Raw genomic sequence first — 21,704 nt, forward strand, 5'->3', positions numbered from 1 at the left:
CGACTCAAGCTTCGAACAACAAAAACAACATTCGACGATGCACTTTGAGGACTACAACAATGATTATTTACGGTGTGGCGCTGCTCGCGATCTGTACGCTGGCAGGGGTGATCATGGGTGACATGCTCGGCGTGTTGTTGGGCGTCAAATCCAATGTCGGCGGGGTCGGCATCGCCATGATCCTGTTGATCTGCGCGCGGTTGTGGATGCAGAAACGCGGTGGGATGACCAAGGAATGCGAGATGGGCGTCGGCTTCTGGGGCGCGATGTACATTCCTGTGGTGGTGGCGATGGCTGCGCAACAAAACGTTGTCACTGCGCTGCACGGTGGGCCGGTGGCGGTGTTGGCGGCGATTGGTTCGGTGGTGGTTTGTGGCTGCACGATTGCCTTGATCAGCCGCACGCATAAAGGCGAGCCATTGCCTGATGAACCGGCGGAAATCTCCCCGGTCGGCACGCCAGTAGGAGGTCGCTGATATGTGGGATCTCATCGAGAAAGGTCTGGAACATAACGGGCTGGTTACCGCATTCGCCTTCGTCGGCGTCATCATGTGGGTGTCAGTGGTGCTCTCCAAGCGCCTGACGTTCGGGCGCATTCACGGTTCGGCGATTGCCATCGTCATCGGGCTGGTACTGGCGTGGGTCGGCGGCACCATGACCGGTGGCCAGAAAGGTCTGGCGGATCTGACGTTGTTCTCCGGCATCGGCCTGATGGGCGGGGCGATGCTGCGTGACTTTGCGATTGTGGCCACGGCGTTTGAAGTGCAGGCGACCGAGGCGAAGAAGGCCGGGATGATTGGTGTGATCGCTCTGTTGCTCGGGACGATCCTGCCGTTCATTGTCGGCGCGTGCATGGCTTGGGCGTTCGGTTATCGTGATGCGGTGAGCATGACCACCATTGGCGCGGGCGCGGTGACTTATATCGTCGGGCCGGTGACCGGTGCGGCAATTGGCGCGACTTCGGATGTGATGGCGCTGTCGATTGCCACCGGGTTGATCAAGGCGATTCTGGTGATGGTCGGCACGCCGGTCGCGGCGCGCTGGATGGGCCTGGATAACCCGCGTTCGGCGATGGTGTTTGGTGGATTGGCCGGGACGGTGAGTGGGGTGACGGCGGGGCTGGCGGCGACGGATCGGCGGTTGGTGCCTTATGGGGCGTTGACGGCTACGTTTCATACCGGACTTGGCTGCTTGCTGGGGCCATCGTTGTTGTTCTTCATTGTTCGCGGGATTGTGGGCTGAAAATCAAAAGCCCCTCACCCTAGCCCTCTCCCGGAGGGAGAGGGGACTGACCGCGTTGGATGTTGGAGGTACGCCGACCTGAAATTTCCGAGTCGAACTCAGGTCTTGAAATCTCCCCGATCTGCTCCCTTTCCCCCTCTACCCCTTGGGGGAGAGGGCTGGGGTGAGGGGGTAAGCTCTTGATCTGCTGTTAATCCACTAACTGCCGATTGGCATACATCCGACACTCCGCCAACAACGCCAGCAAATTCGGGTCCCTTTCCTTGGCCTTCAAAAACACCACACCAATGTGCTGCTGCAACCGGTACTTCTCCTGCAGCGGAATCAGCTTCACCCGATTCTCATACACCGCCGCAATCCGCCCCGGCAGCAACGCATAACCCACCCCCGAGCTGACCATGCTCAGCAGCGTGAAGATGTCATTCACCTGCATCGCCACCTTCGGCTCGAACCCCGCCTGCTTGAACACCCGGTTACCGTCCTGATGCGTAGCAAAGCCCTGGGTCAGGGTGATGAACGTTTCATCGCGCACCTCAGCCAGATCCACTTCACTGCGCTGGGCGAACTTTGAATCTGCCGGTGTGGCGAGGAAGATGTCGTCGGAAAACAGCGCAATCTGCTCGCAATCCGGGTCGTTGATGCTGTCATCCAGCGACACCAGAATCGCGTCGACTTCCATGTTTTTCAGCTTGTACAGCAGATCGATGTTCGAGCCGAGGATCAGGTCGATGTTGAGTTCGCTGCGGCGGATCTTCAGGCCCATGATCAGTTGCGGCACGGTTTTCACGGTCAGTGAGTACAGCGAGCCGAGTTTGAAGCGTTCAGCCGAGAACCCGGCGGCTTCGCGGGTCAGGCGCACGCTTTCGACCACGTCATTGATCAGCTTCTGCGCGCGTTCTTCCAGCACGTAAGCACTTTCCAGCGGCGTCAGGTTGCGGCCTTCATGTTTGAACAGTGGGCAGCGCAGGGCACTTTCCAGCGAATGAATGGCGCGGTGCACGCTGACGTTGCTGGTCTGCAACTCGGCAGCGGCGCGGGCGAGGTTGCCGGTGCGCATGAAAGCGAGGAACACCTCGAGTTTTTTCAGGGTCAATTCTTCGTCGATCAGCATGGCGCGGACTCTTTTTGGTATCGGCCGATTGTGCACGGAAGATCAAGAGATCGCAGCCTTCGGCAGCTCCTCCAGGGGATCGTGTTCAACAGAAACATTGCGCTTTTACGCTCAAGGCCCGAGCCTTGCGCGCTGCGGTAACGAATGTGAGGTGAGCAATACATGTATCACGGAGAAAAACTCAACGCCTGGACCCATCTGGTCGGGGCAGTGGCAGCGTTTATCGGCGGCGTCTGGATGCTGGTGATTGCCAGCCTCGATGGCAGCCCGTGGAAGATTGTCAGTGTGGCGATTTACGCGTTTACCTTGCTGGTGCTCTACAGCGCCTCGACCGTGTACCACAGCGTGCGCGGGCGCAAGAAAGCGATCATGAAGAAGGTTGATCACTTTTCGATCTACCTGTTGATTGCCGGCAGTTACACGCCGTTCTGCCTGGTGACCCTGCGCGGGCCGTGGGGCTGGACGTTGTTCGGGATTGTCTGGGGGCTGGCGTTGATCGGCATCCTGCAAGAGATCAAACCGCGTTCGGAAGCGCGGATTCTGTCGATCGTGATTTATGCGGTGATGGGCTGGATTGTATTGGTGGCGGTGAAGCCGTTGATTGCGGCGCTGGGCACGACAGGTTTTGCCTGGCTGGCGTCGGGCGGGGTTTTGTACACGGTGGGGATTATCTTTTTTGCTTTGGATCACCGGTTGCGGCATGCGCACGGGATCTGGCATTTGTTCGTGATCGCGGGGAGTTTGCTGCACTTTGTCGCGATTCTGTTTTATGTCCTCTAGAGACGCCACCATCCCCCTGTAGGAGTGAGCCTGCTCGCGATTGCGTCCGGCCAGTCAACAGTGTTTTTGACTGATAGACCGCTATCGCGAGCAGGCTCACTCCTACAGGGGAACGTATTCCAATTGTGGATTTAGAAATCACCCCAGAGTTGTTGGGCCACTGCCAGTGCAACCACTGGCGCCGTCTCGGTGCGCAACACCCGCGGGCCGAGGCGGGCGGCGTGGAAACCGTTGCCTTTGGCCTGCTCGACTTCGGCATCCGTCAAACCGCCCTCAGGCCCGATCAGGAACGCTAGCGTCGCCGGTTTGGCATGACTCACCAACGGCTCGGCCACCGGGTGCAGCACCAGTTTCAACTCCGCTTCGGTCTGCTTGATCCAGTCCGCCAGCAACACCGGCGGATGAATCACCGGCACTCGCGAACGACCACATTGCTCACACGCACTGATCGCCACTTGGCGCCAGTGCAGCAGGCGTTTGTCGGCGCGTTCGTCCTTGAGGCGGACTTCGCAGCGGTCACTGAAGATCGGCGTAATTTCATTTACGCCCAGTTCGGTGGCTTTCTGAATTGCCCAATCCATGCGCTCGCCTCGGGACAAGCCCTGGCCGAGGTGGATGTGCAGCGGCGATTCGACCTGACCGGCGAATTGCTCGTCGATCTGCACGGTCACGCGCTTCTTGCCGACTTCCAGCAGGGCGCCGCGAAACTCATGGCCAGAACCGTCGAACAATTGCACCGCATCGCCCTCGGCCATGCGCAGCACGCGGCTGATGTAATGCGCCTGGGCCTCCGGCAATTCGTGTTCGCCGGTGCTCAGGGGGGCGTCGATAAAGAAGCGGGACAGTCTCATTTCGGGTCTCTGGAAAGATGTGAATCAGTTGGATCGGTGTCGACTTCATTCGCGAGCAGGCTCGCTCCCACATTTGAAATGCATTCCCCTGTGGGAGCGAGCCTGCTCGCGAAAGCGGTAGCTCAGGCGCCAAAAATTTTGAATCAGCCCGGATCGCGGAACCCCGGGTGGAAATCTTTTGGCACGGCCACACTGACGCTGTCACGGGTGGCAATGTCGATGCCTTCGCTAGCCACTTCAGCGAGGAAGTCGATTTGCTCCGGGGTGATCACGTACGGCGGCAGGAAATACACCACGCTACCGAGCGGGCGCAGCAACGCGCCACGCTCCAGCGCATGCTGGAACACCTTCAAACCACGACGCTCCTGCCAAGGGTAGGCCTCTTTCGTGGCTTTATCCTTGACCATTTCGATGGCCAGGACCATGCCGGTCTGGCGCACTTCGGAGACGTTCGGGTGATCGACCAGGTGTGCCGTCGCCGAGGCCATGCGCTGGGCCAGGGCCTTGTTGTTCTCGATGACGTTGTCCTGCTCGAAGATATCCAGCGTCGCCAGTGCCGCCGCGCACGCCAGCGGATTGCCGGTGTAGCTGTGCGAATGCAGAAAGGCGCGCAGGGTTGGATAGTCGTCGTAGAAAGCGCTGTAGACCTCGTCGGTGGTCAGGCACGCGGCCAGCGGCAGATAGCCGCCGGTCAGGGCTTTCGACAGGCAGAGGAAGTCCGGGCGAATGCCAGCCTGTTCACAAGCAAACATCGTCCCGGTGCGACCAAAGCCAACGGCGATTTCGTCGAGGATCAAATGCACGCCATAACGGTCGCATGCCTCGCGCAGCAGCTTCAGATAAACCGGGTGATACATGCGCATGCCGCCAGCGCCCTGAATCAGCGGCTCGACGATCACTGCCGCGACGCTGTCATGATTCTCAGCCAAAGTCTGTTCCATGGCGGCGAACATGCTGCGCGAATGCTCTTCCCAGCTCATGCCTTGCGGGCGTCCGTAGCAATCCGGGCTCGGCACCTTGATGGTGTCCATCAGCAGCGCTTTGTAGGTCTCGGTGAACAGCGGCACGTCACCGACCGCCATCGCCGCCATGGTTTCGCCGTGGTAGCTGTTGGTCAGGGTGACAAAGCGTTTCTTGTTTGGCTGGCCGCGATTGAGCCAATAGTGAAAGCTCATTTTCAGCGCGACTTCGATGCAGGACGAACCGTTATCGGCGTAGAACACCCGGTTCAGGCCTTGCGGCGTCATCTTCACCAAACGCTCGGACAGCTCGATCACCGGCTGATGGCTAAAGCCGGCCAGAATCACGTGTTCCAACTGATCGACCTGATCCTTGATGCGCTGGTTGATGCGCGGGTTGGCGTGGCCGAACACGTTGACCCACCACGAGCTGACGGCGTCGAGGTAGCGCTTTCCTTCGAAGTCTTCGAGCCAGACGCCTTCGCCGCGCTTGATCGGGATCAGCGGCAGCTGTTCGTGGTCTTTCATCTGGGTGCAGGGATGCCACAACACCGCGAGGTCGCGTTGCATCCACTGGTTATTCAGGCCCATTTACAGTCTCCTCGAGGCGGCTCGCGTCAGGCGCGGGCAAACAATCGCGCAAGCCTATGCAATGCGTCGCGCGGGGACAACCCATTGTGTCGATTGAGCTACTTTGTATGAGCCGATAGACGTCGCTGGCGGCGTTTTGATGGCTAACGTATTCTTCGCGGTTCTTTGGGGCGTCTGACCCGCAAAAGTGCTTTTTCCTACGTGTATTTCCGGAGTTCGCTGAATGTCTGTCGGTTGGCTGCGCGCCTGTGCGCTAGTGATGTTGGGGCTATTCAGCGTTACAGCGCTGGCCAAGGATAAAACTGCAATCGTGATCGGCGGTGGCCTGTCGGGCCTGACTGCCGCTTATGAACTGCAAAACAAGGGCTGGCAGGTCACGCTGCTGGAAGCCAAGCCGAGCCTGGGCGGTCGTTCGGGCATGGCCACCAGCGAGTGGATCGGCAACGACAAGACCCAGCCGGTGCTGAACAAGTACGTCTCGACGTTCAAGCTCGGCACCACGCCGGCACCTGAGTTCGTGCGTACCCCGGGCTACCTGATCGACGGCGAGTATTTCTCCGCCGCTGATCTGGCGACCAAGCAACCGGCCACCGCCGATGCCCTGAAGCGCTACCAGAAAACCCTCGACGATCTGGCACGTTCGATCGACGATCCGCAGAACCCGGCGGCGACCAGCACCCTGCACGCACTGGACCAGATCACCGTATCGAGCTGGCTCGACAAGCAGAACCTGCCGGCCACTGCGCGTCAGTTGATCAACCAGGACATCCGCACTCACTACGACGAACCTTCGCGTCTGTCGCTGCTGTATTTCGCCCAGCAGAACCGCGTCTATCGCGGTATCTCCGACCGTGACCTGCGCGCTTCGCGTCTGGTCGGCGGCAGCCAGGTGCTGGCGCAGGCGTTCGTCAAACAGATCAAAACCATCAAGACCAACTCGCCAGTTTCCGCGATCGTTCAGGACAAGGATGGCGTGACCGTCAAGGTCGGCAGCGTTGGCTATCAGGCTGACTACGTTGTGCTGGCTGTGCCATTGCGTGCGCTGAACAAGATTGCCCTGACCCCAGCGCTGGATGCTCAGCATCTGGCGGCGATCAAGGGCACCAACTACGGCTGGCGCGACCAGATCATGCTGAAGTTCAAGACGCCGGTGTGGGAAAGCAAGGCGCGCATGTCCGGCGAGATTTATAGCAACACCGGTCTTGGCATGCTCTGGATTGAACCTGCGCTGAAGGGCGGCGCCAACGTGGTGATCAACCTGTCCGGCGACAATGCCCGCGTGATGCAGGCGTTCGGCGACAAGCAGATGGTCGATCAGGTGCTGATTCGTCTGCACGCGTTTTATCCACAGGCCCGTGGCTCGTTCACCGGTTATGAAATCCGTCGCTACAGCACCGACCCGTCGATGGGCGGCGCTTACCTGGCTTACGGCCCGGGCCAGATCAGCAAGTTCTGGCGCCTGTGGGAACGTCCGCTGCAACGCGTGACGTTCGCCGGCGAACACACCGACACCTTGTACCCGGGCACGCTGGAGGGCGCACTGCGCACCGGTCAGCGTGCAGCCAGTCAGGTTGAAGATTTGGCGGCGGGCAAATCGTTTGAACCGGCGAAAGTGGTTCCGGCTGCAGCAGCGGCAGGCGCGGCGGGTGCCGTGGCGGCGAAGAAGGGCAACTTCTTCAGCAACCTGTTCGGCGGTTCGGATGAAGAGAAGAAGCCTGAGCCAGTGAAGGCTCCAGAGCCGACTCCAGCGCCGGTTGCTCCAGCACCTGCGCCGACCCCGGCACCTGCGCCAGCTCCGGTGGAAGCACCGAAGCCTGCTGCGCCGGTTAAAGCTGAACCGGCGAAGAAAGCAGCGGCCAAGCCAGCGGTGAAGAAGCCTGCGGCTAAAACCGAGGCGAAAAAGTCTGCAGCGAAACCGGCAGCGAAGAAGGCTGAGCCGACGAAGAAGCCAGCTGCCAAGCCTGCTGCAACGACCGAGACCAAGGCGCAATAAGCCTTTGTTCCAATAAAACGCGGCCATGAGGGCCGCGTTTTTTTTGCCATGAAGCATGCACTTAAGTCCTTCTCTAAGCAGTCTCAGGGCTTACCGCTGCGCAGGACAGTTCCCACAAAATAATCAGAACGAAATGATAGCGGCTGCCTGATCTCCAAATTTATGCTTGAAAAAATTGGAGGCGCTCGATGAAAAGACTTACGGCAATACTTCTGTTAATGACACTTTCCGGCTGTGCTAATGGGCATTTCTTTCCTGGTGGATATAGCGCTGAACTTGCCCATCAATGCAAGATAGATCCATATAGCGCGGACTGCTTGCAGCCGCCGCCGGTTTTCACGAACTGATCAATCAAAAAACTCGGGCCTGTTAAAACTCCCATTTGAAAAACTCGGTGCCGCTCGGTAACTTTCTGAGCCAGCGTTGCTTGGGTTTTCGAATCCGCCCGGGGACAAAACCGAAGCGAGCCCAACGCAGGTTGCCGTTACGCTGGTCGTAGATGACCAGATTACCGTCGTCCTGGATGGACATGTACGTGTTGTACCACAGGGACTTTTCGAGGCTATGAGTGCTTTCCGCAATCCATAGCCGCCGTCGGGAAGGGTCGAAGAGGAAACCGTTATTACTGACAACAAATTGCAGTGGCTCACGCATCTTCTTTGGATGCAAAGTTGCACTGTAAGGCTGCTTGTTATCGGCGATCCAGACTACGGCTTCACCTTCTTTCATCACCAGGTTGCCATCGCTCTGCAATAACAAACGGTATCGACCGTTTTCGGACTGCAAGTATTGGCCCGGAGACATTGTCTGGTTTGGTGGTAGCTCGGAAGTGCCACTTGCTTGAAAGGCGGTGTAACGAAGCGCCATGTTGTTCACCTATTCAATGAATGATTGAGTTTTCATTTGATCAGGTGCAGGGGAGCAATTAGCGATACATAGTTATTGAGTGGAAACTATCGGTCTGCGGCATTTTCCTGAGCGGCGTCTTCTCCGGGGAGCGGTGAGCGAGCAGCGAGAATCGGCCGCCCTGAGCTGCGTATTGCGCGACAAAATCGCCTTTAATCTTTCCTTAACACGTCACTTCCAGACTCTTGATCGTATTTCTCGATATTTCAAAGCGAAATTTTCCGCTTTAATTCGATAGATATCTCGCTAGTCTTGGTTCGCAGTTCTCACAGGATTTGGGCAATGCAGCTACGTAACTCTTCTTCGCGCTATGGTTGGGTCAGCATCTTCATGCACTGGGGCGTGGCGCTGGTGGTCTTCGGGCTGTTTGCGCTGGGCCTGTGGATGGTCGGGCTGGATTACTACAGCAGCTGGCGCAAAGACGCGCCGGATCTGCACAAGAGCATCGGCCTGGTGCTGTTGGGTGTGATGGTGTTGCGGGTGTTGTGGCGTTTTATCAGCCCACCGCCGCCGACGCTGCAAAGCTACAGCCGCATGACCCGTATCGGCGCCAAGTTCGGCCACGGGTTCCTGTATCTGGCGCTGTTCGCTGTAATGCTTGCCGGTTACCTGATTTCCACCGCAGACGGTGTCGGGATCCCGGTGTTTGGCCTGTTTGAAGTTCCTGCACTGGTTTCCGGGCTACCGGATCAGGCAGATACCGCTGGGGTGATTCATCTCTGGCTGGCGTGGGCGCTGGTAATTTTTTCCGGTCTCCATGCGTTGGCAGCATTGAAGCACCACTTTATTGATCGTGATGCGACCCTGACGCGAATGCTCGGTCGCAAAGCCTGAAATTCAACCTCGACTCAAAGGAAAAGAAAGCATGTTGAAAAAGACTCTGGCCGCTCTGGCAATCGGTTCTGCACTGCTCTCGGCCCAGGCCATGGCAGCGGACTACAAAATCGACAAGGAAGGTCAGCACGCCTTCGTTGACTGGAAAATCAGCCACCTGGGTTACAGCTTCATCCACGGTACTTTCAAAGATTTCGACGGTACTTTCTCGTGGGATTCGGCCAAGCCTGAAGCCAGCAAGATCTCGGTTGATGTTAAAACCGCCAGCCTGTGGTCGAACCACGCTGAACGTGACAAGCACATCGCCAGCAAAGACTTCCTGGACGTGGGCAAGTTTGCTGATGCCAAGTTCGTCTCCACCGCCGTTAAATCGACCGGTGAAAAGACGGCTGACGTGACCGGCGACCTGACCCTGCACGGCGTGACCAAGCCGGTGACCTTCAAGGCTACGTTCAACGGCGAAGGCAAGGATCCATGGGGCGGCGAGCGTGCTGGCTTCAACGCCAAGACCACCCTCAACCTGAACGATTTCGGGATCAAGGGCCCAGGTCCTACCTCGCAAACTGCGGATCTGGACATCTCGCTGGAAGGCGTGAAAGTTAAATAACTTTCCCCCGCCACAGAAAAACGCCCCCGGTCGAAAGGCCGGGGGCGTTTTTTATTGTCCGCCACACACACATCCCCTGTGGGAGCGAGCCTGCTCGCGAAGGCGGCGGGTCAGTCAGCAATGATGTTGGCTGAATGACCGCTTTCGCGAGCAGGCTCGCTCCCACAGGGGATATGCGGTGATTCAGGGGTATTTGTTGCGGCATAAAAAATGCCCCGGCTCTTGCGAGGCGGGGCATCTTTTATGGCGGTGTTAACTCAGCGATTGCGGGTCAGCAAGGCTGGTTTTTCGCCACGCGGGCGGCTTGGCAGTTGATCGAGCTGCTCAGGCGTCGGGAAGCGGTCTGCCTTCGACTCCTTGTGCATGATCTTCGGGCCGTTGCTGCGCGGGTTCTGCACGGCTGGCTCGCTGCGTGGCTGATCGTCACGGGCCGGACGACGGTTGCGCGAGGACGAGGCGGAGTCGTCGCGACGACCCGACTGACCATCACGCGGTGCGCCGTTGCGCGGGCCGCCGCTGCGTTTGGCTGGCGGGGTGCCGGTGCTCGAGCCGTTGCTGTTGCGCGGACCGTTCTGACGCCCCTGCGACTGACCGCCGCGTGGTGCGCCCGAACCTGCGCCAGCACCTTGAGCCGGTGCGCCTGGACGACGGCCGCGACCGCCAGCCGGGGCAGGCTTGGGCACGTAGTCAACGCGGTTACCGAAGTTATCCACATCGTCGTCGAGGAACTCGTCCGGTGCACGATCAGCCGCCGCACGTGGCGGTTGGCTCGGGCGCTGTTCGCGGGCTGGGGTGCCTTCGCGTGGTTTCTGCTGACGGGCAGGGCGCTCGCCACGTTCACCGGCCGGCTTCTCTTTGCCCTTGTCCTTGCCTTTGTCTTTACGACCGCCACCACCGCCGCCGCCATTCGGCCCGTCGCCGCGTGGGCCACGTGGATTGCGCGGGTTGCGCACGTCCGGACGCTCGCGCACTTCCGGCTTCTCGGCTTCAATGGTGCTCGAATCGAAGCCCATCAGGTCGCCGTCGGCGATTTTCTGTTTGGTCATGCGTTCGATGCTTTTCAGCAGTTTTTCTTCGTCCGGCGCGACCAGCGAGATCGCCTCGCCCGAACGACCGGCACGGCCAGTACGGCCGATACGGTGCACGTAGTCTTCATCGACGTTCGGCAGTTCGAAGTTGACCACGTGTGGCAACTGATCGATGTCGAGACCGCGTGCGGCGATGTCGGTGGCAACCAGGATGCGCACCTGGTTGGCCTTGAAGTCGGCCAGCGCTTTGGTGCGCGCGTTCTGGCTCTTGTTACCGTGGATCGCCACAGCCGGCAGGCCGTGCTTGTCCAGGTACTCGGCCAGACGGTTGGCGCCGTGCTTGGTGCGGGTGAACACCAGCACCTGTTCCCACGCGCCGGCGGTGATCAGGTGCGCCAGCAGCGCACGCTTGTGGCTGGCCGGCAGACGGAACACGCGTTGTTCGATGCGCTCGACCGTGGTGTTCGGCGGCGTCACTTCGATGCGTTCCGGGTTGTGCAGCAGCTTGCCGGCGAGGTCGGTGATGTCTTTGGAGAAGGTCGCCGAGAACAGCAGGTTCTGACGCTTGGACGGCAGGCGCGCGAGGACTTTCTTCACGTCGTGCACGAAACCCATGTCGAGCATGCGGTCGGCTTCGTCGAGGACGAGGATTTCCACGTGGGACAGATCAACGCTGCCCTGGCCACAGAGGTCGAGCAAGCGACCCGGGCAGGCAACTAGTACATCGACGCCACGGGACATGGCCTGAACCTGCGGGTTCATGCCGACGCCGCCGAAGATGCAGGCGCTGACGAATTTCAGGTCACGGGCGTAGATCTTGAAGCTCTCGTGTACCTGGGCCGCGAGTTCGCGGGTCGGGGTCAGGACCAGTACGCGCGGTTGGCGCGGGCCATGACGCTGGGATTTGTCCGGGTGACCGTTGGGGAACAACCGCTCCAGGATCGGAAGGGCGAAACCGCCGGTTTTACCGGTACCTGTCTGTGCCGCAACCATCAGGTCGCGACCTTGCAACACGGCGGGAATGGCCCGCTGTTGCACCGGAGTAGGCTCGGTATAGCCCGCATCTTCGATGGCGCGGACTAAAGCCTCGGAGAGACCGAGGGAAGCAAAGGACATGAGTAATCCTGTTTTAGTTAGGGCTTGGCCCAATGGGAGTCTTGCCTGGCGCGAATCACGTTTAAGAGGACGCAATCCCGTCCGGTCCTGCTGCGGTTCCGAAGGCACGTCTGGAGCGCTCGCGCGGGCTGCAAAGCTGCGCTGTAGCGGGTCGAGAGGCCTGTTACGGTTCCGGGCGTCCGGGCGTGAGCCTGGCGGGAACGCCGGAGTATAACAGAGCAATCACTGCGCGCCGCTTTCCTGCTGCTCAACGGTTTTGCTGTTGGCGGTGGCTGAATTCATTGAAGGGCTGCTGGTGGGGGCGGCGCCGTAGCGTGCGCTCAGCTCCGCATAGGCCGGTTCGCGCTTGAAGCGCTTGAGCTCGGCGCCAAACCGCTGCACCAATAAATCCATGCCGGCATTGCGCCGAACTGCGAGAAACTGGCTCTGACGGCTAATAACTGTGGGGTTCTCAGTGATCTGATCGCGAATGTTCAGCTCATCGAGCAAATGCTGGCCAACGCGGCGATCTGTGATCAGCAAGTCGATTCGACCGCGCACCAATTTACCGAAGTTGGCTTCGTGGGTCGGTGCGGGTTCGCGTGTAAATAAAGTCGATTCGCGAAAGTCGGGGCTATAAAGATAGCCGGGCGAAGTGCCGATGGTCAGGCCTTTGAGTTCTTCGAGTTTGCTGAACGGGTGCGGCCGGTCGTTGGCGTAGAACATCACGAACTCGACGTCCGACAGCGGTTCACTTGGGTAGAGCAGGGTGGCGTCGCGCTCTTCGCTGTGAAAGATATCCAGCGCGCCGTCGGCCTGACCGGTCTCAAGCATCGACAGGCAACGCTTCCACGGCAGGAATTGCCATTCGACTTCAATGCCCAGACGTTTGAAGACGATAGCCGTGGTTTCGTAGTCCAGCCCGAGGTTCTTGCCGCCCTCTTCGTAGACGTAAGGCGCCCATGGCTCGGTGACAATACGCAGCTTCTCGCCTCGAGCGGCGAAGCTCAGGCAAGCAAAAACCAGCACGGCGAATAACTGCGTGATCAAAGGCATGGCTTGAGATTACGACGAGAAACGCGAAAGAGCCAGAAAGTGCCTGCACAAGCTCTGTTTCGGGCCTTTAAACGCAAAAAATCGCGACCTCAACAACTCTTGTAGGAGCTGCCGAAGGCTGCGATCTCTTGATCTTGCTTGTCACTTTCAGCTTGAAGCTTGCCGCTGCTTCAACGCGGCAACTTCAGATTATTCCAGATCGCCAGACTAGGCTCAGCCTGGTTCATGGAATAGAAATGCAGCCCCGGTGCGCCGCCCTGCAACAGGCGTTCGCACATCTCGCTGACGACTTGTTCACCAAAGCGCTGAATGCTCTGAGTGTCATCGCCGTAGGCTTCCAGTTGCTTGCGGATCCAGCGCGGGATTTCCGCACCGCAGGCATCGGAGAAACGCGCGAGTTTGCTGTAGTTGGTGATCGGCATGATCCCCGGCACGATCGGCAAATCCACACCCTGCGCCTGCAAACGCTCGACAAAGTAGAAGTAGCTGTCGGCGTTGAAGAAGTACTGGGTGATCGCGCTGTCGGCGCCAGCGCGAGCCTTGCGCACGAAGTTGGCCAGATCGTCTTCGTAGTTGCGTGCTTGCGGATGCATCTCCGGGTAAGCAGCCACTTCGATGTGAAAATGGTCACCGGTTTCTTCACGAATGAATTCCACCAGTTCATTGGCGTGACGCAGCTCACCGCTGGTCATGCCCATGCCGGACGGCAGGTCGCCACGCAGGGCGACGATGCGCTTGATGCCGGCAGCCTTGTACTCGTTCAGCAGGCCGCGCAGGTCGTCCTTGCTGTCGCCGACGCACGACAGGTGCGGTGCGGCCGGGATTTTGACTTCGCTTTCCAGTTGCAGAACGGTGTTGAGGGTGCGATCACGGGTCGAACCACCAGCGCCATAGGTGCAGGAAAAGAAATCAGGGTTGTAAGTGGCCAGCTGACGGGCAGTGGCGAGCAGTTTTTCATGCCCAGCATCGGTCTTGGTCGGGAAGAACTCGAAGCTGTAGCGACGGTCTTGAGACATCGGAGGGGACCTCCAGCCACAAGCTGCAAGCTACGAGCTGCAAGAGGAGCGGAGGTGCGCTGATCTCTTGTGCAAGTAGCCTGTAGCCTGACGCTGTTTTGAAATGATGGCAGAGCCTCAGGCTTCGCACGACGAGTCCGGCTTTTGACCTTACTTGCCGCTTGAAGCTAGAAGCTCGCAGCTGCTCTTGTCTTAGTAGCGGTAAGCGTGCGGCTTGAACGGGCCTTCGACGGTCACGCCGATGTAGTCAGCCTGTTGCTTGGTCAGTTGCGTGACCACGCCGCCGAAGCCGCGAACCATTTCCAGGGCCACTTCTTCGTCGAGTTTCTTCGGCAGTACTTCAACAGTCAGGCGCTCGGCTTTCTGGGCTGGCGACAGGTCGGCGTACTTCTGACCGAACAGGAAGATCTGCGCCAGCACCTGGTTGGCGAACGAACCGTCCATGATGCGGCTTGGGTGACCAGTGGCGTTACCCAGGTTGACCAGACGGCCTTCGGCCAGCAGGATCAGGTAGTCGTCGTTCTGCGCGTCGAAAGCGCCCGGGCCGGTACGGTGGATCTTGTGTACCTGTGGCTTCACTTCTTCCCATGCCCAGTTCTTGCGCATGAAAGCGGTGTCGATTTCGTTGTCGAAGTGACCGATGTTGCAGACCACAGCGCGCTTCTTCAGGGCTTTGAGCATGTTCGCGTCGCAAACATTGACGTTACCGGTGGTGGTCACGATCAGGTCGATCTTGCCCAGCAGCGCTTTGTCGATGCTCGCTTCGGAACCGTCGTTGATACCGTCGATGAACGGCGAAACCAGTTCGAAACCGTCCATGCACGCTTGCATGGCGCAGATCGGGTCAACTTCGGAGACTTTAACGATCATGCCTTCCTGACGCAGGGACTGAGCCGAGCCCTTGCCCACGTCACCGTAACCGATGACCAGCGCTTGCTTGCCGGACAGCAGGTGGTCGGTACCGCGCTTGATCGCATCGTTCAGGCTGTGACGGCAGCCGTACTTGTTGTCGTTCTTGGACTTGGTCACCGAGTCGTTGACGTTGATGGCCGGGATTTTCAGCTCGCCCTTGGCCAGCATGTCCAGCAGACGGTGTACGCCGGTGGTGGTTTCTTCGGTCACGCCGTGAACGCGATCCAGTACTTGTGGGTACTTGTCGTGCAGCAGCTGAGTCAGGTCGCCGCCGTCGTCGAGGATCATGTTGGCGTCCCATGGTTGGCCATCCTTCAGGATGGTTTGTTCCAGGCACCACTCGTACTCTTCTTCAGTTTCGCCTTTCCAGGCGAAAACCGGGATACCGGCAGCAGCGATAGCGGCAGCAGCCTGATCCTGAGTGGAGAAAATGTTGCACGACGACCAGCGTACTTCGGCACCCAGGGCAACCAGGGTTTCGATCAGCACGGCAGTCTGAATGGTCATGTGGATGCAGCCGAGGATCTTGGCGCCTTTCAACGGCTGTTCGCCGGAGTACTTGCGACGCAGACCCATCAGAGCCGGCATTTCCGATTCGGCGATGATGGTTTCGCGACGGCCCCAGGCAGCGAGGGACATGTCGGCAACTTTGTAGTCGTTAAAATCTGCAGGCGTGATAACAGCGCTCATGAAGAGCCTCCATTCGTAATGTATGCGAATGGGCGCCGTTGTGCGTTTAGTGTCCAGCCTCAGGCCGGTCAACGCCCCATCCGAGCCTGACAGGTTGAACCTGCTGCAGCGCCCCTCGGACAGGTGGCGGGAAAACGGTATCAATTGAAGATGACCGTTTTGAAACGGTGGCGATTATAGCCGTCTAGACTGATCTTCCAAAGGGTTTCTGTCGGCCAGATGAAGATCGTTAATGACGACCATAGTCGAAGCCGCATGGAGCCTGACCGCTCAGTCTGCCAAGATACCGTCCATCGTTCGGCAAGACACTCAGGAGTGAAGATGAATTTCCACACCCGCAAATGGGTAAAACCCGAAGACCTCAACCCCAACGGCACCCTGTTCGGCGGCAGCCTGCTGCGCTGGATCGACGAGGAAGCGGCGATTTACGCGATCGTCCAGTTGGGCAATCAGCGCGTGGTGACCAAGTACATTTCCGAAATCAACTTCGTCAGCGCCTCGCGTCAGGGCGACATCATCGAACTGGGCATCACCGCCACCGAGTTCGGCCGCACCTCGATCACCCTGACCTGTGAAGTGCGCAACAAGATCACCCGCAAGAGCATTCTGACCGTCGAGAAGATGGTGTTTGTGAACCTCGGTGAAGACGGCTTGCCGGCACCGCATGGCCGCACTGAAATCAAATATGTGAAAGATCAGTTTCAGGAAGATGAATTAGTTACCAAGTGACATCAGCGTCGGCTTCATCGCGAGCAGGCTCACTCCTACAGGTACAGCGCAGTCCATGTAGGAGTGAGCCTGCTCGCGATGACGGTTTCAAAGTCAGCGAAGAATCATCTGGCCACTGAACAGCCATGAACCGCCGGGGTCGTAGGTAAACACCACCCCCACGGTTCCCACGCCATGACCACTCCCACCGACGGCAAAACCCCCGACCTCTCGGCCAAAGAACAGCACGAAGTCGAGAAAAACCAGCCGCCCCGCGCGGCCGTTCTGCATGAAATTATTCGCTCTCAGGGCGATCAGGAACTGGAGCGCAGCATCGCCGCACTCTGGTGGTCGGCGCTGGCGGCCGGGCTGACCATGGGCCTGTCGCTGATGGGTATGGGCCTGCTCAACTCGCGCCTGCCCGACGGTGACGAATTCAAAGTGATCGCCAGTTTCGGCTATTGCGCAGGTTTTCTCGCGGTGATCCTCGCCCGTCAGCAACTGTTCACCGAAAACACCCTGACCGCCGTGCTGCCGGTAATGACCAAACCGACCCTGCAAAACTTCGGGCGGCTGATTCGACTGTGGACGGTGGTGCTGGTCGGCAACCTGTGCGGCACGATTCTGGTCGCGTACGTGATGCTCGAACTGCCGATCTTCGACAGCAAGACCGACGTAGCCTTCCTCGAAATCGGCCGCAAGGTCATGGAAAACCACGCCAGCCAGATGTTCGCCAAAGGCATCGTTTCCGGCTGGATGATCGCCACCATGGTCTGGATGATCCCGTCCATGGAGAGCGCGAAGATGTGGATCATCATCCTTATCACCTACCTCATGGCGCTCGGCGACTTCACCCACATCGTGGTGGGTTCGGCGGAAGTGTCGTATCTGGTGTTTGCCGGCGAGTTGCCGTGGAGTGATTTCTGGATGGTCTTCGCGGGGCCGACGCTGGCGGGCAACATCATTGGTGGCAGCTTTATCTTTGCGCTGATCAGCCATGCGCAGATTCGCAGTGAGAGCGGGGCGCCGAAGGAGTCTGCGGATCAGGCCGAGAAACCGGATCCGCAGGAGATCAAAAAATGATCAGTGGTGAGCAGGTTCGCTGGTGGTCGCGGGTTCGTTGCGAGTCGCGTGCTTGACCAGTTTGCCGATGGTCAGCCCCTGCAACAGGATCGACGACAGCACCACGATGTAAGTGATGCTCAGCAGCAGATCGCGCTCCGGGCCCAGCGGCAGGGCCAGCGCCAGTGCCACCGAGACACCGCCGCGCAAACCGCCCCAGGTCAAAATGCGGATGGTGCCGGCGGGCACTGTCCGCCAGCGGCGCAGCAGCAGAATCGCCGGGGCCACCGTGAGCAGGCGCGAGAGCAGAATGGCCACCGCCAACACACTCGCCGCCGCCACGTGCAGCCAGTTGAACGGCAGCAGCAACAGCTCCATGCCGATCAGCGCGAACAGCAGCGCGTTAAGCATGTCATCGAGTAACTCCCAAAAACCGTCCAGATAACGGCGGGTCATGTCGTTCATCGCCAGATTGCGCCCGAGGTTGCCGATGATCAGACCGGCCACCACCATCGCGATCGGTGCGGAAACGTGAATCTCGGTGCTCATCGCCGAACCGCCGATGACCAGCGCCAAGGTCAGCATCACAGTGATCTGATGCTGCTCGACGCTCTTGATCATTCGATAGACCAGATAACCGATCAGCCCGCCGAACAGCACACCGCCAATCGCTTCGTGAACAAACAGCATCGCGGTGGCGTTGATGGTCGGGGTTTCGCCGAGTTGGGCGATGCCCAGCAGCACGGTGAACACCACGACGGCCGTGCCGTCGTTGAACAGCGACTCGCCGACGATGGTGGTTTTCAGCGGCTTTGAAGCGTTGGCGGTACGCAGTACACCGAGCACCGCAATCGGGTCGGTCGGCGAAATCAGCGCGCCGAACAGCAGGCAATACAAGAAGCTCACGTGCCAGCCGAACAGGGCAAAAATGTAATAGGCGAGGCTGCCGATTACCGTGGTGGCAATCAACACGCCGAAGGTTGCCAACAGGCCGATGGGCCAGCGGTAGCTACGCAGGTCGTTGAGGTTGACGTGCAAAGCGCCGGCGAACAGCAGGAACGACAGCATCCAGTTCATCAGCAGATCGGCGAAGTCGATCTGACCGATCAGTTGCTGCACGCGCTCTTCGAGACCGGGATAGCCGAGCACGCTCAGGCCTTGCAGGATCAAGGAGAACAGCAGAGCGGTGACCATCACGCCGATGGTCGGCGGCAGGCCGATGAAGCGGAAATTGACGAAGGTGAGGAGGGTGGTGAGGCAGATGAAAGCGGCGACAAGTTCAAGCATCCGGGGTCCTTTGGATGAGGGGTGAAAGATAGCGCACCGAATCTTTGGTGCAGGGGTTGGATGGGTTGAGTCAGGATCGGGACACAGTTGATGGTGTGATGAGATCAAGAGCCCCCTCACCCCAGCCCTCTCCCTTAGGGAGAGGGGGAAAGGGAGCAGATCTTCAAGTCTTTCAGGGCCTGAGTTCGGCTCGAAATTTCAGGTCGATGCAACTCGAACATTCAACACGGTCAGTCCCCTCTCCCTCTGGGAGAGGGCTAGGGTGAGGGCTCTGTCTGGCACATCACGATTAGCCGGACACATTGACCGCAGCCGCCTCACGACGTTGCAGATAAATAAACAAAAGCGCCGTCAGCACCGTCAACACGCCGACCAGCGCACCGGTCCACGGCAAGTCCGCCAGATCCGCGCCACTGGCCACCACCAGCCCGCCGATCCACGCACCCGCCGCGTTGCCAAGGTTGAATGCACTCTGGTTCAACGTCGAGCCCAGATTCGGCGCTTCATGCGCCTGATCGATGATCAGCAGTTGCAAGATCGGACACAGCGCAAAAGCAAAAATCCCCCACAGCACCAGCGTGATCGCCGCCGGCACCACCGAACGGCTGGTCTGACTGAACGCCGCCAGAATCACCACAACGGCCAGCGCCACGCCGACCAGCGACGGCAGCAAACGGCTATCAGCCAGACGCCCGCCGAGCATACTGCCACCGGTCAGACCAACACCGAACAACAGCAGCATCACCGTTACGCCATGCGGGCTGACGCCGGTGATGTCCTGCAGGATTGGTGCGATGTAGGTGAACACGCTGAACAGGCTGGTCGACGCCAACACGCTCATGCCCAGTGCCAGCAACACGTTGACCTTGCCCAGCACCTTGAATTCGCTGGCGAGGTTGGCCTTGTCCATCGGGATGTGTTTCGGCAACCAGAACCACTGCGCGAGGGCCGCAATCACTCCTATCACCGAGACCGCCCAGAAGGTAGAACGCCAACCGGCGTATTGCCCGAGCGCCGTGCCCAGCGGCACGCCTAGGACGTTGGCCAAGGTCAGGCCGGTGAACATCATCGCAATCGCCTGTGCGCGTTTGTTCGGCGCGACCAGTCCGGCGGCGACCACCGAGCCGATACCGAAAAACGCGCCGTGGCACAGTGCAGTGACCACGCGAGCGGCCATCAGCGTCGCATAGTTCGGCGCCAGGGCGCAGAGCACGTTGCCGAGGATAAACATCAGCGTCATGCCCAGCAGCGTCGCTTTGCGCGGCATGTTTGCGGTGCCGATCGCCAGGATCGGCGCGCCGAACACCACGCCCAGCGCGTAACCGGTGATCAGCAGACCCGCGTGGGGAATGCTCACGGCAAGATCGCGGGCAACATCGGGCAGCAGGCCCATGATGACGAATTCAGTGGTGCCGATGCCGAACGCGGCAACAGCGAGGGCAAGCAAGGCGAGTGGCATGCGCAAGGTCTCTGTCGGTAGTCTTGACGCTTTGATCAGGCATACGCAGGCCGACGACCGATCTCGAAGGAGGGCGGTGCAGGCGGGAATTATTGGTATTTTTCTGTGCGCAACTGAGTGCGGCGTGGTCGCTTGCAGTATAAACAGCTGCTGACACATCGCGAATCAATAATCTGACTAATTGGCTCGCTAACAACAATAAGGAGTGGAACGTGCTGGCGACAGGGTTGGTACTGATGGCGGCGCTGTTGCATGCGACGTGGAATACGTTAATCAAGTTCAGCGCCGAGCGACTGCTGGTGGTGGCGTGCATGGACACCGTGGCGCTGCTGGTCGTTGCCATCGCGTTTCCATTCGTGAGCTTGCCGCCCATGGAAATCTGGCCGTGGATTCTGGCGTCGGCAGCGTTTGAATTGCTGTATCGCTATCTGCTGATTCAGGCGTATCGGGTCGGCGATCTCGGGTTGGTCTATCCACTGATGCGCGGTTTGTCGCCGCTGATAGTGCTGGCGCTGACGCTGATCTTCGCCGGTGAAGTGCTCACCACGCAGCAAATCTTCGGCATCATGCTGATCCCGTTCGGTATGGTTTGTCTGCTGTGGCAGGGCGGCGGTGGCAAGCATTTGCCATGGTCGATGTTGCCGGTAGTGGCGCTGATCGGCCTGTGCATCGGTTGCTACACCTACATCGACGGCCAGGCACTGCGTCGCTGGTCGCATCCACTGGATTACCTGGTCTGGGTCACGCTGCTCAGCGCCTGGCCGTTTCCCTTGCTGGCGTGGGTCGCCAAGCGTCCGGCGTTCATGCTGTTCTGGCGTGAGCAATGGAAGCTGGGGTTGGCGGTGGGTTTCTGCGTACTGGCCAGCTACGCTCTGGTGCTGTGGGCGATGCAGTTGGGCTCGATTGCGGAGGCGGCGGCATTGCGTGAGATCAGCGTGATTCTGGTGGTGCTGTTCGGCATGCGCTACTTGAAAGAACCTTTTGGCCGCCCGCGGCTCTTAGCCTGTGGGCTGGTGCTGATCGGCATGCTGGTGATGAAGTTCTAACGGCCCGCGAATTCTATAACTCGAAAAAAGGACGGCGTTATGACGGTGGCTCTGTGGTGTGTGTTGATTGCGATTTTTCTGCCGTATGTCTGCACTGGCGTGGCGAAAGCCGTGGGTGGCTACCGGCTGAGTGATAACCACGATCCGCGTGATTTTCTCGAAAGTCTCAACGGTGTGGCCCGTCGGGCGCACGCGGCGCAACTGAACAGCTTTGAAGTGATGCCGGCGTTTGCAGCGGCGGTGATCGTTGCGCACTTGGTGGGAACCGCGCAGTTGGTGACGGTCAATGTGCTGGCGGTGATGTTTATTACCAGTCGCTTGCTGTACATCATTTGCTACCTGGCGGACTGGGCGATCTTGCGCTCGCTGGTGTGGTTTGTGGGGATGGGGTTGATTGCTTCGTTCTTCTTTGTGTCGGTGTAAAAAGAGCAAGATCAAAAGATCGCAGCCTGCGGCAGCTCCTACAGAGGA

General features: G+C 59.2%; 20 protein-coding genes and 1 riboswitch. Of the genes, 10 read left to right on the top strand and 10 right to left on the bottom strand.

Annotated elements, in window-relative coordinates; all coding sequences use genetic code 11:
- The first annotated feature begins 59 nt into the window (after positions 1 to 59).
- Positions 60 to 476 carry a malonate transporter subunit MadL gene (madL, locus tag ACI514_RS27500; protein WP_038358777.1) on the top strand — a complete coding sequence of 139 codons (417 nt, stop codon included), beginning with the start codon at positions 60 to 62 and terminating at the stop codon, positions 474 to 476.
- Between the two features lies 1 nt (position 477).
- Positions 478 to 1,242, top strand: a complete 765-nt coding sequence (gene madM / locus ACI514_RS27505; protein ID WP_064388097.1) for a malonate transporter subunit MadM — start codon at positions 478 to 480, stop codon at positions 1,240 to 1,242.
- A gap of 190 nt (positions 1,243 to 1,432) precedes the next feature.
- Here the strand turns inward: madM and ACI514_RS27510 are convergent, their stop codons facing one another.
- Positions 1,433 to 2,353: a LysR substrate-binding domain-containing protein gene (locus ACI514_RS27510; RefSeq protein WP_405122723.1), complete on the bottom strand. Its 921-nt coding sequence runs from the start codon at positions 2,351 to 2,353 to the stop codon at positions 1,433 to 1,435.
- A gap of 162 nt (positions 2,354 to 2,515) precedes the next feature.
- Between ACI514_RS27510 and ACI514_RS27515 the strand changes: the two genes are divergently transcribed.
- A complete protein-coding gene (locus ACI514_RS27515) occupies positions 2,516 to 3,133 on the top strand; it encodes a hemolysin III family protein (protein WP_047596560.1) in 618 nt (205 codons plus the stop codon).
- A gap of 131 nt (positions 3,134 to 3,264) precedes the next feature.
- Here ACI514_RS27515 and ACI514_RS27520 read toward each other — a convergent pair whose 3' ends face one another.
- On the bottom strand, positions 3,265 to 3,984 hold the full coding sequence (locus tag ACI514_RS27520) for a 16S rRNA (uracil(1498)-N(3))-methyltransferase (RefSeq protein WP_007913710.1): 720 nt from the start codon (positions 3,982 to 3,984) through the stop codon (positions 3,265 to 3,267).
- Positions 3,985 to 4,127: 143 nt separating this feature from the next.
- Positions 4,128 to 5,534 (bottom strand): adenosylmethionine--8-amino-7-oxononanoate transaminase, encoded by a 1,407-nt coding sequence (locus ACI514_RS27525; protein ID WP_160059745.1) that lies wholly within the window; start codon positions 5,532 to 5,534, stop codon positions 4,128 to 4,130.
- Positions 5,535 to 5,757: 223 nt separating this feature from the next.
- On the opposite strand from ACI514_RS27525, the gene ACI514_RS27530 reads away from it, so the two are divergent.
- On the top strand, positions 5,758 to 7,527 hold the full coding sequence (locus tag ACI514_RS27530) for a flavin monoamine oxidase family protein (RefSeq protein ID WP_405122724.1): 1,770 nt from the start codon (positions 5,758 to 5,760) through the stop codon (positions 7,525 to 7,527).
- Positions 7,528 to 7,896: 369 nt separating this feature from the next.
- Here ACI514_RS27530 and ACI514_RS27535 read toward each other — a convergent pair whose 3' ends face one another.
- A complete protein-coding gene (locus tag ACI514_RS27535) occupies positions 7,897 to 8,394 on the bottom strand; it encodes a hypothetical protein (protein WP_160059743.1) in 498 nt (165 codons plus the stop codon).
- A 321-nt stretch (positions 8,395 to 8,715) separates the two neighbouring features.
- Here ACI514_RS27535 and ACI514_RS27540 point away from each other — a divergent pair, with 321 nt between their 5' ends.
- Both ACI514_RS27540 and ACI514_RS27545 read left to right on the top strand, forming a co-directional pair.
- Positions 8,716 to 9,267 (top strand): cytochrome b, encoded by a 552-nt coding sequence (locus ACI514_RS27540; protein WP_160059742.1) that lies wholly within the window; start codon positions 8,716 to 8,718, stop codon positions 9,265 to 9,267.
- A 31-nt stretch (positions 9,268 to 9,298) separates the two neighbouring features.
- Complete coding sequence (locus ACI514_RS27545) at positions 9,299 to 9,874, top strand: YceI family protein (RefSeq protein WP_007913714.1); 576 nt, start codon at positions 9,299 to 9,301, stop codon at positions 9,872 to 9,874.
- A gap of 257 nt (positions 9,875 to 10,131) precedes the next feature.
- Here ACI514_RS27545 and ACI514_RS27550 read toward each other — a convergent pair whose 3' ends face one another.
- The 4 genes from ACI514_RS27550 to ahcY form a co-directional block, all read right to left on the bottom strand.
- Entirely contained in the window at positions 10,132 to 12,018 is a 1,887-nt protein-coding gene (locus tag ACI514_RS27550; RefSeq protein ID WP_034153634.1) for a DEAD/DEAH box helicase, read from the bottom strand.
- Between the two features lie 222 nt (positions 12,019 to 12,240).
- A complete protein-coding gene (locus tag ACI514_RS27555) occupies positions 12,241 to 13,053 on the bottom strand; it encodes an ABC transporter substrate-binding protein (protein ID WP_160059741.1) in 813 nt (270 codons plus the stop codon).
- Positions 13,054 to 13,223: 170 nt separating this feature from the next.
- On the bottom strand, positions 13,224 to 14,069 hold the full coding sequence (gene metF, locus ACI514_RS27560; protein WP_160059740.1) for a methylenetetrahydrofolate reductase [NAD(P)H]: 846 nt from the start codon (positions 14,067 to 14,069) through the stop codon (positions 13,224 to 13,226).
- 192 nt (positions 14,070 to 14,261) lie between these two features.
- Entirely contained in the window at positions 14,262 to 15,671 is a 1,410-nt protein-coding gene (gene ahcY / locus ACI514_RS27565; RefSeq protein ID WP_064388105.1) for an adenosylhomocysteinase, read from the bottom strand.
- Between the two features lie 23 nt (positions 15,672 to 15,694).
- Positions 15,695 to 15,794, bottom strand: a riboswitch (S-adenosyl-L-homocysteine riboswitch).
- A 198-nt stretch (positions 15,795 to 15,992) separates the two neighbouring features.
- Between ahcY and ACI514_RS27570 the strand changes: the two genes are divergently transcribed.
- Both ACI514_RS27570 and ACI514_RS27575 read left to right on the top strand, forming a co-directional pair.
- Positions 15,993 to 16,400 carry an acyl-CoA thioesterase gene (locus ACI514_RS27570; RefSeq protein WP_016984776.1) on the top strand — a complete coding sequence of 136 codons (408 nt, stop codon included), beginning with the start codon at positions 15,993 to 15,995 and terminating at the stop codon, positions 16,398 to 16,400.
- A 174-nt stretch (positions 16,401 to 16,574) separates the two neighbouring features.
- The gene (locus ACI514_RS27575; RefSeq protein ID WP_405122725.1) at positions 16,575 to 17,462 is read left to right on the top strand and encodes a formate/nitrite transporter family protein; all 888 of its coding nucleotides are present in this window, start codon (positions 16,575 to 16,577) and stop codon (positions 17,460 to 17,462) included.
- On the opposite strand, the gene ACI514_RS27580 is transcribed toward ACI514_RS27575, so the two are convergent.
- Both ACI514_RS27580 and ACI514_RS27585 read right to left on the bottom strand, forming a co-directional pair.
- Positions 17,463 to 18,728: a cation:proton antiporter gene (locus ACI514_RS27580; RefSeq protein ID WP_405122726.1), complete on the bottom strand. Its 1,266-nt coding sequence runs from the start codon at positions 18,726 to 18,728 to the stop codon at positions 17,463 to 17,465.
- Between the two features lie 289 nt (positions 18,729 to 19,017).
- Positions 19,018 to 20,187, bottom strand: a complete 1,170-nt coding sequence (locus tag ACI514_RS27585; RefSeq protein ID WP_160059737.1) for an MFS transporter — start codon at positions 20,185 to 20,187, stop codon at positions 19,018 to 19,020.
- 212 nt (positions 20,188 to 20,399) lie between these two features.
- Between ACI514_RS27585 and ACI514_RS27590 the strand changes: the two genes are divergently transcribed.
- Entirely contained in the window at positions 20,400 to 21,233 is an 834-nt protein-coding gene (locus ACI514_RS27590) for an EamA family transporter (RefSeq protein WP_160059736.1), read from the top strand.
- Between the two features lie 39 nt (positions 21,234 to 21,272).
- Positions 21,273 to 21,656 (top strand): MAPEG family protein, encoded by a 384-nt coding sequence (locus ACI514_RS27595; protein ID WP_077574861.1) that lies wholly within the window; start codon positions 21,273 to 21,275, stop codon positions 21,654 to 21,656.
- The last annotated feature ends 48 nt before the right edge of the window (positions 21,657 to 21,704 follow it).

The sequence above is a fragment of the Pseudomonas sp. M20 genome (assembly GCF_045037865.1).
Taxonomy (GTDB): domain Bacteria; phylum Pseudomonadota; class Gammaproteobacteria; order Pseudomonadales; family Pseudomonadaceae; genus Aquipseudomonas.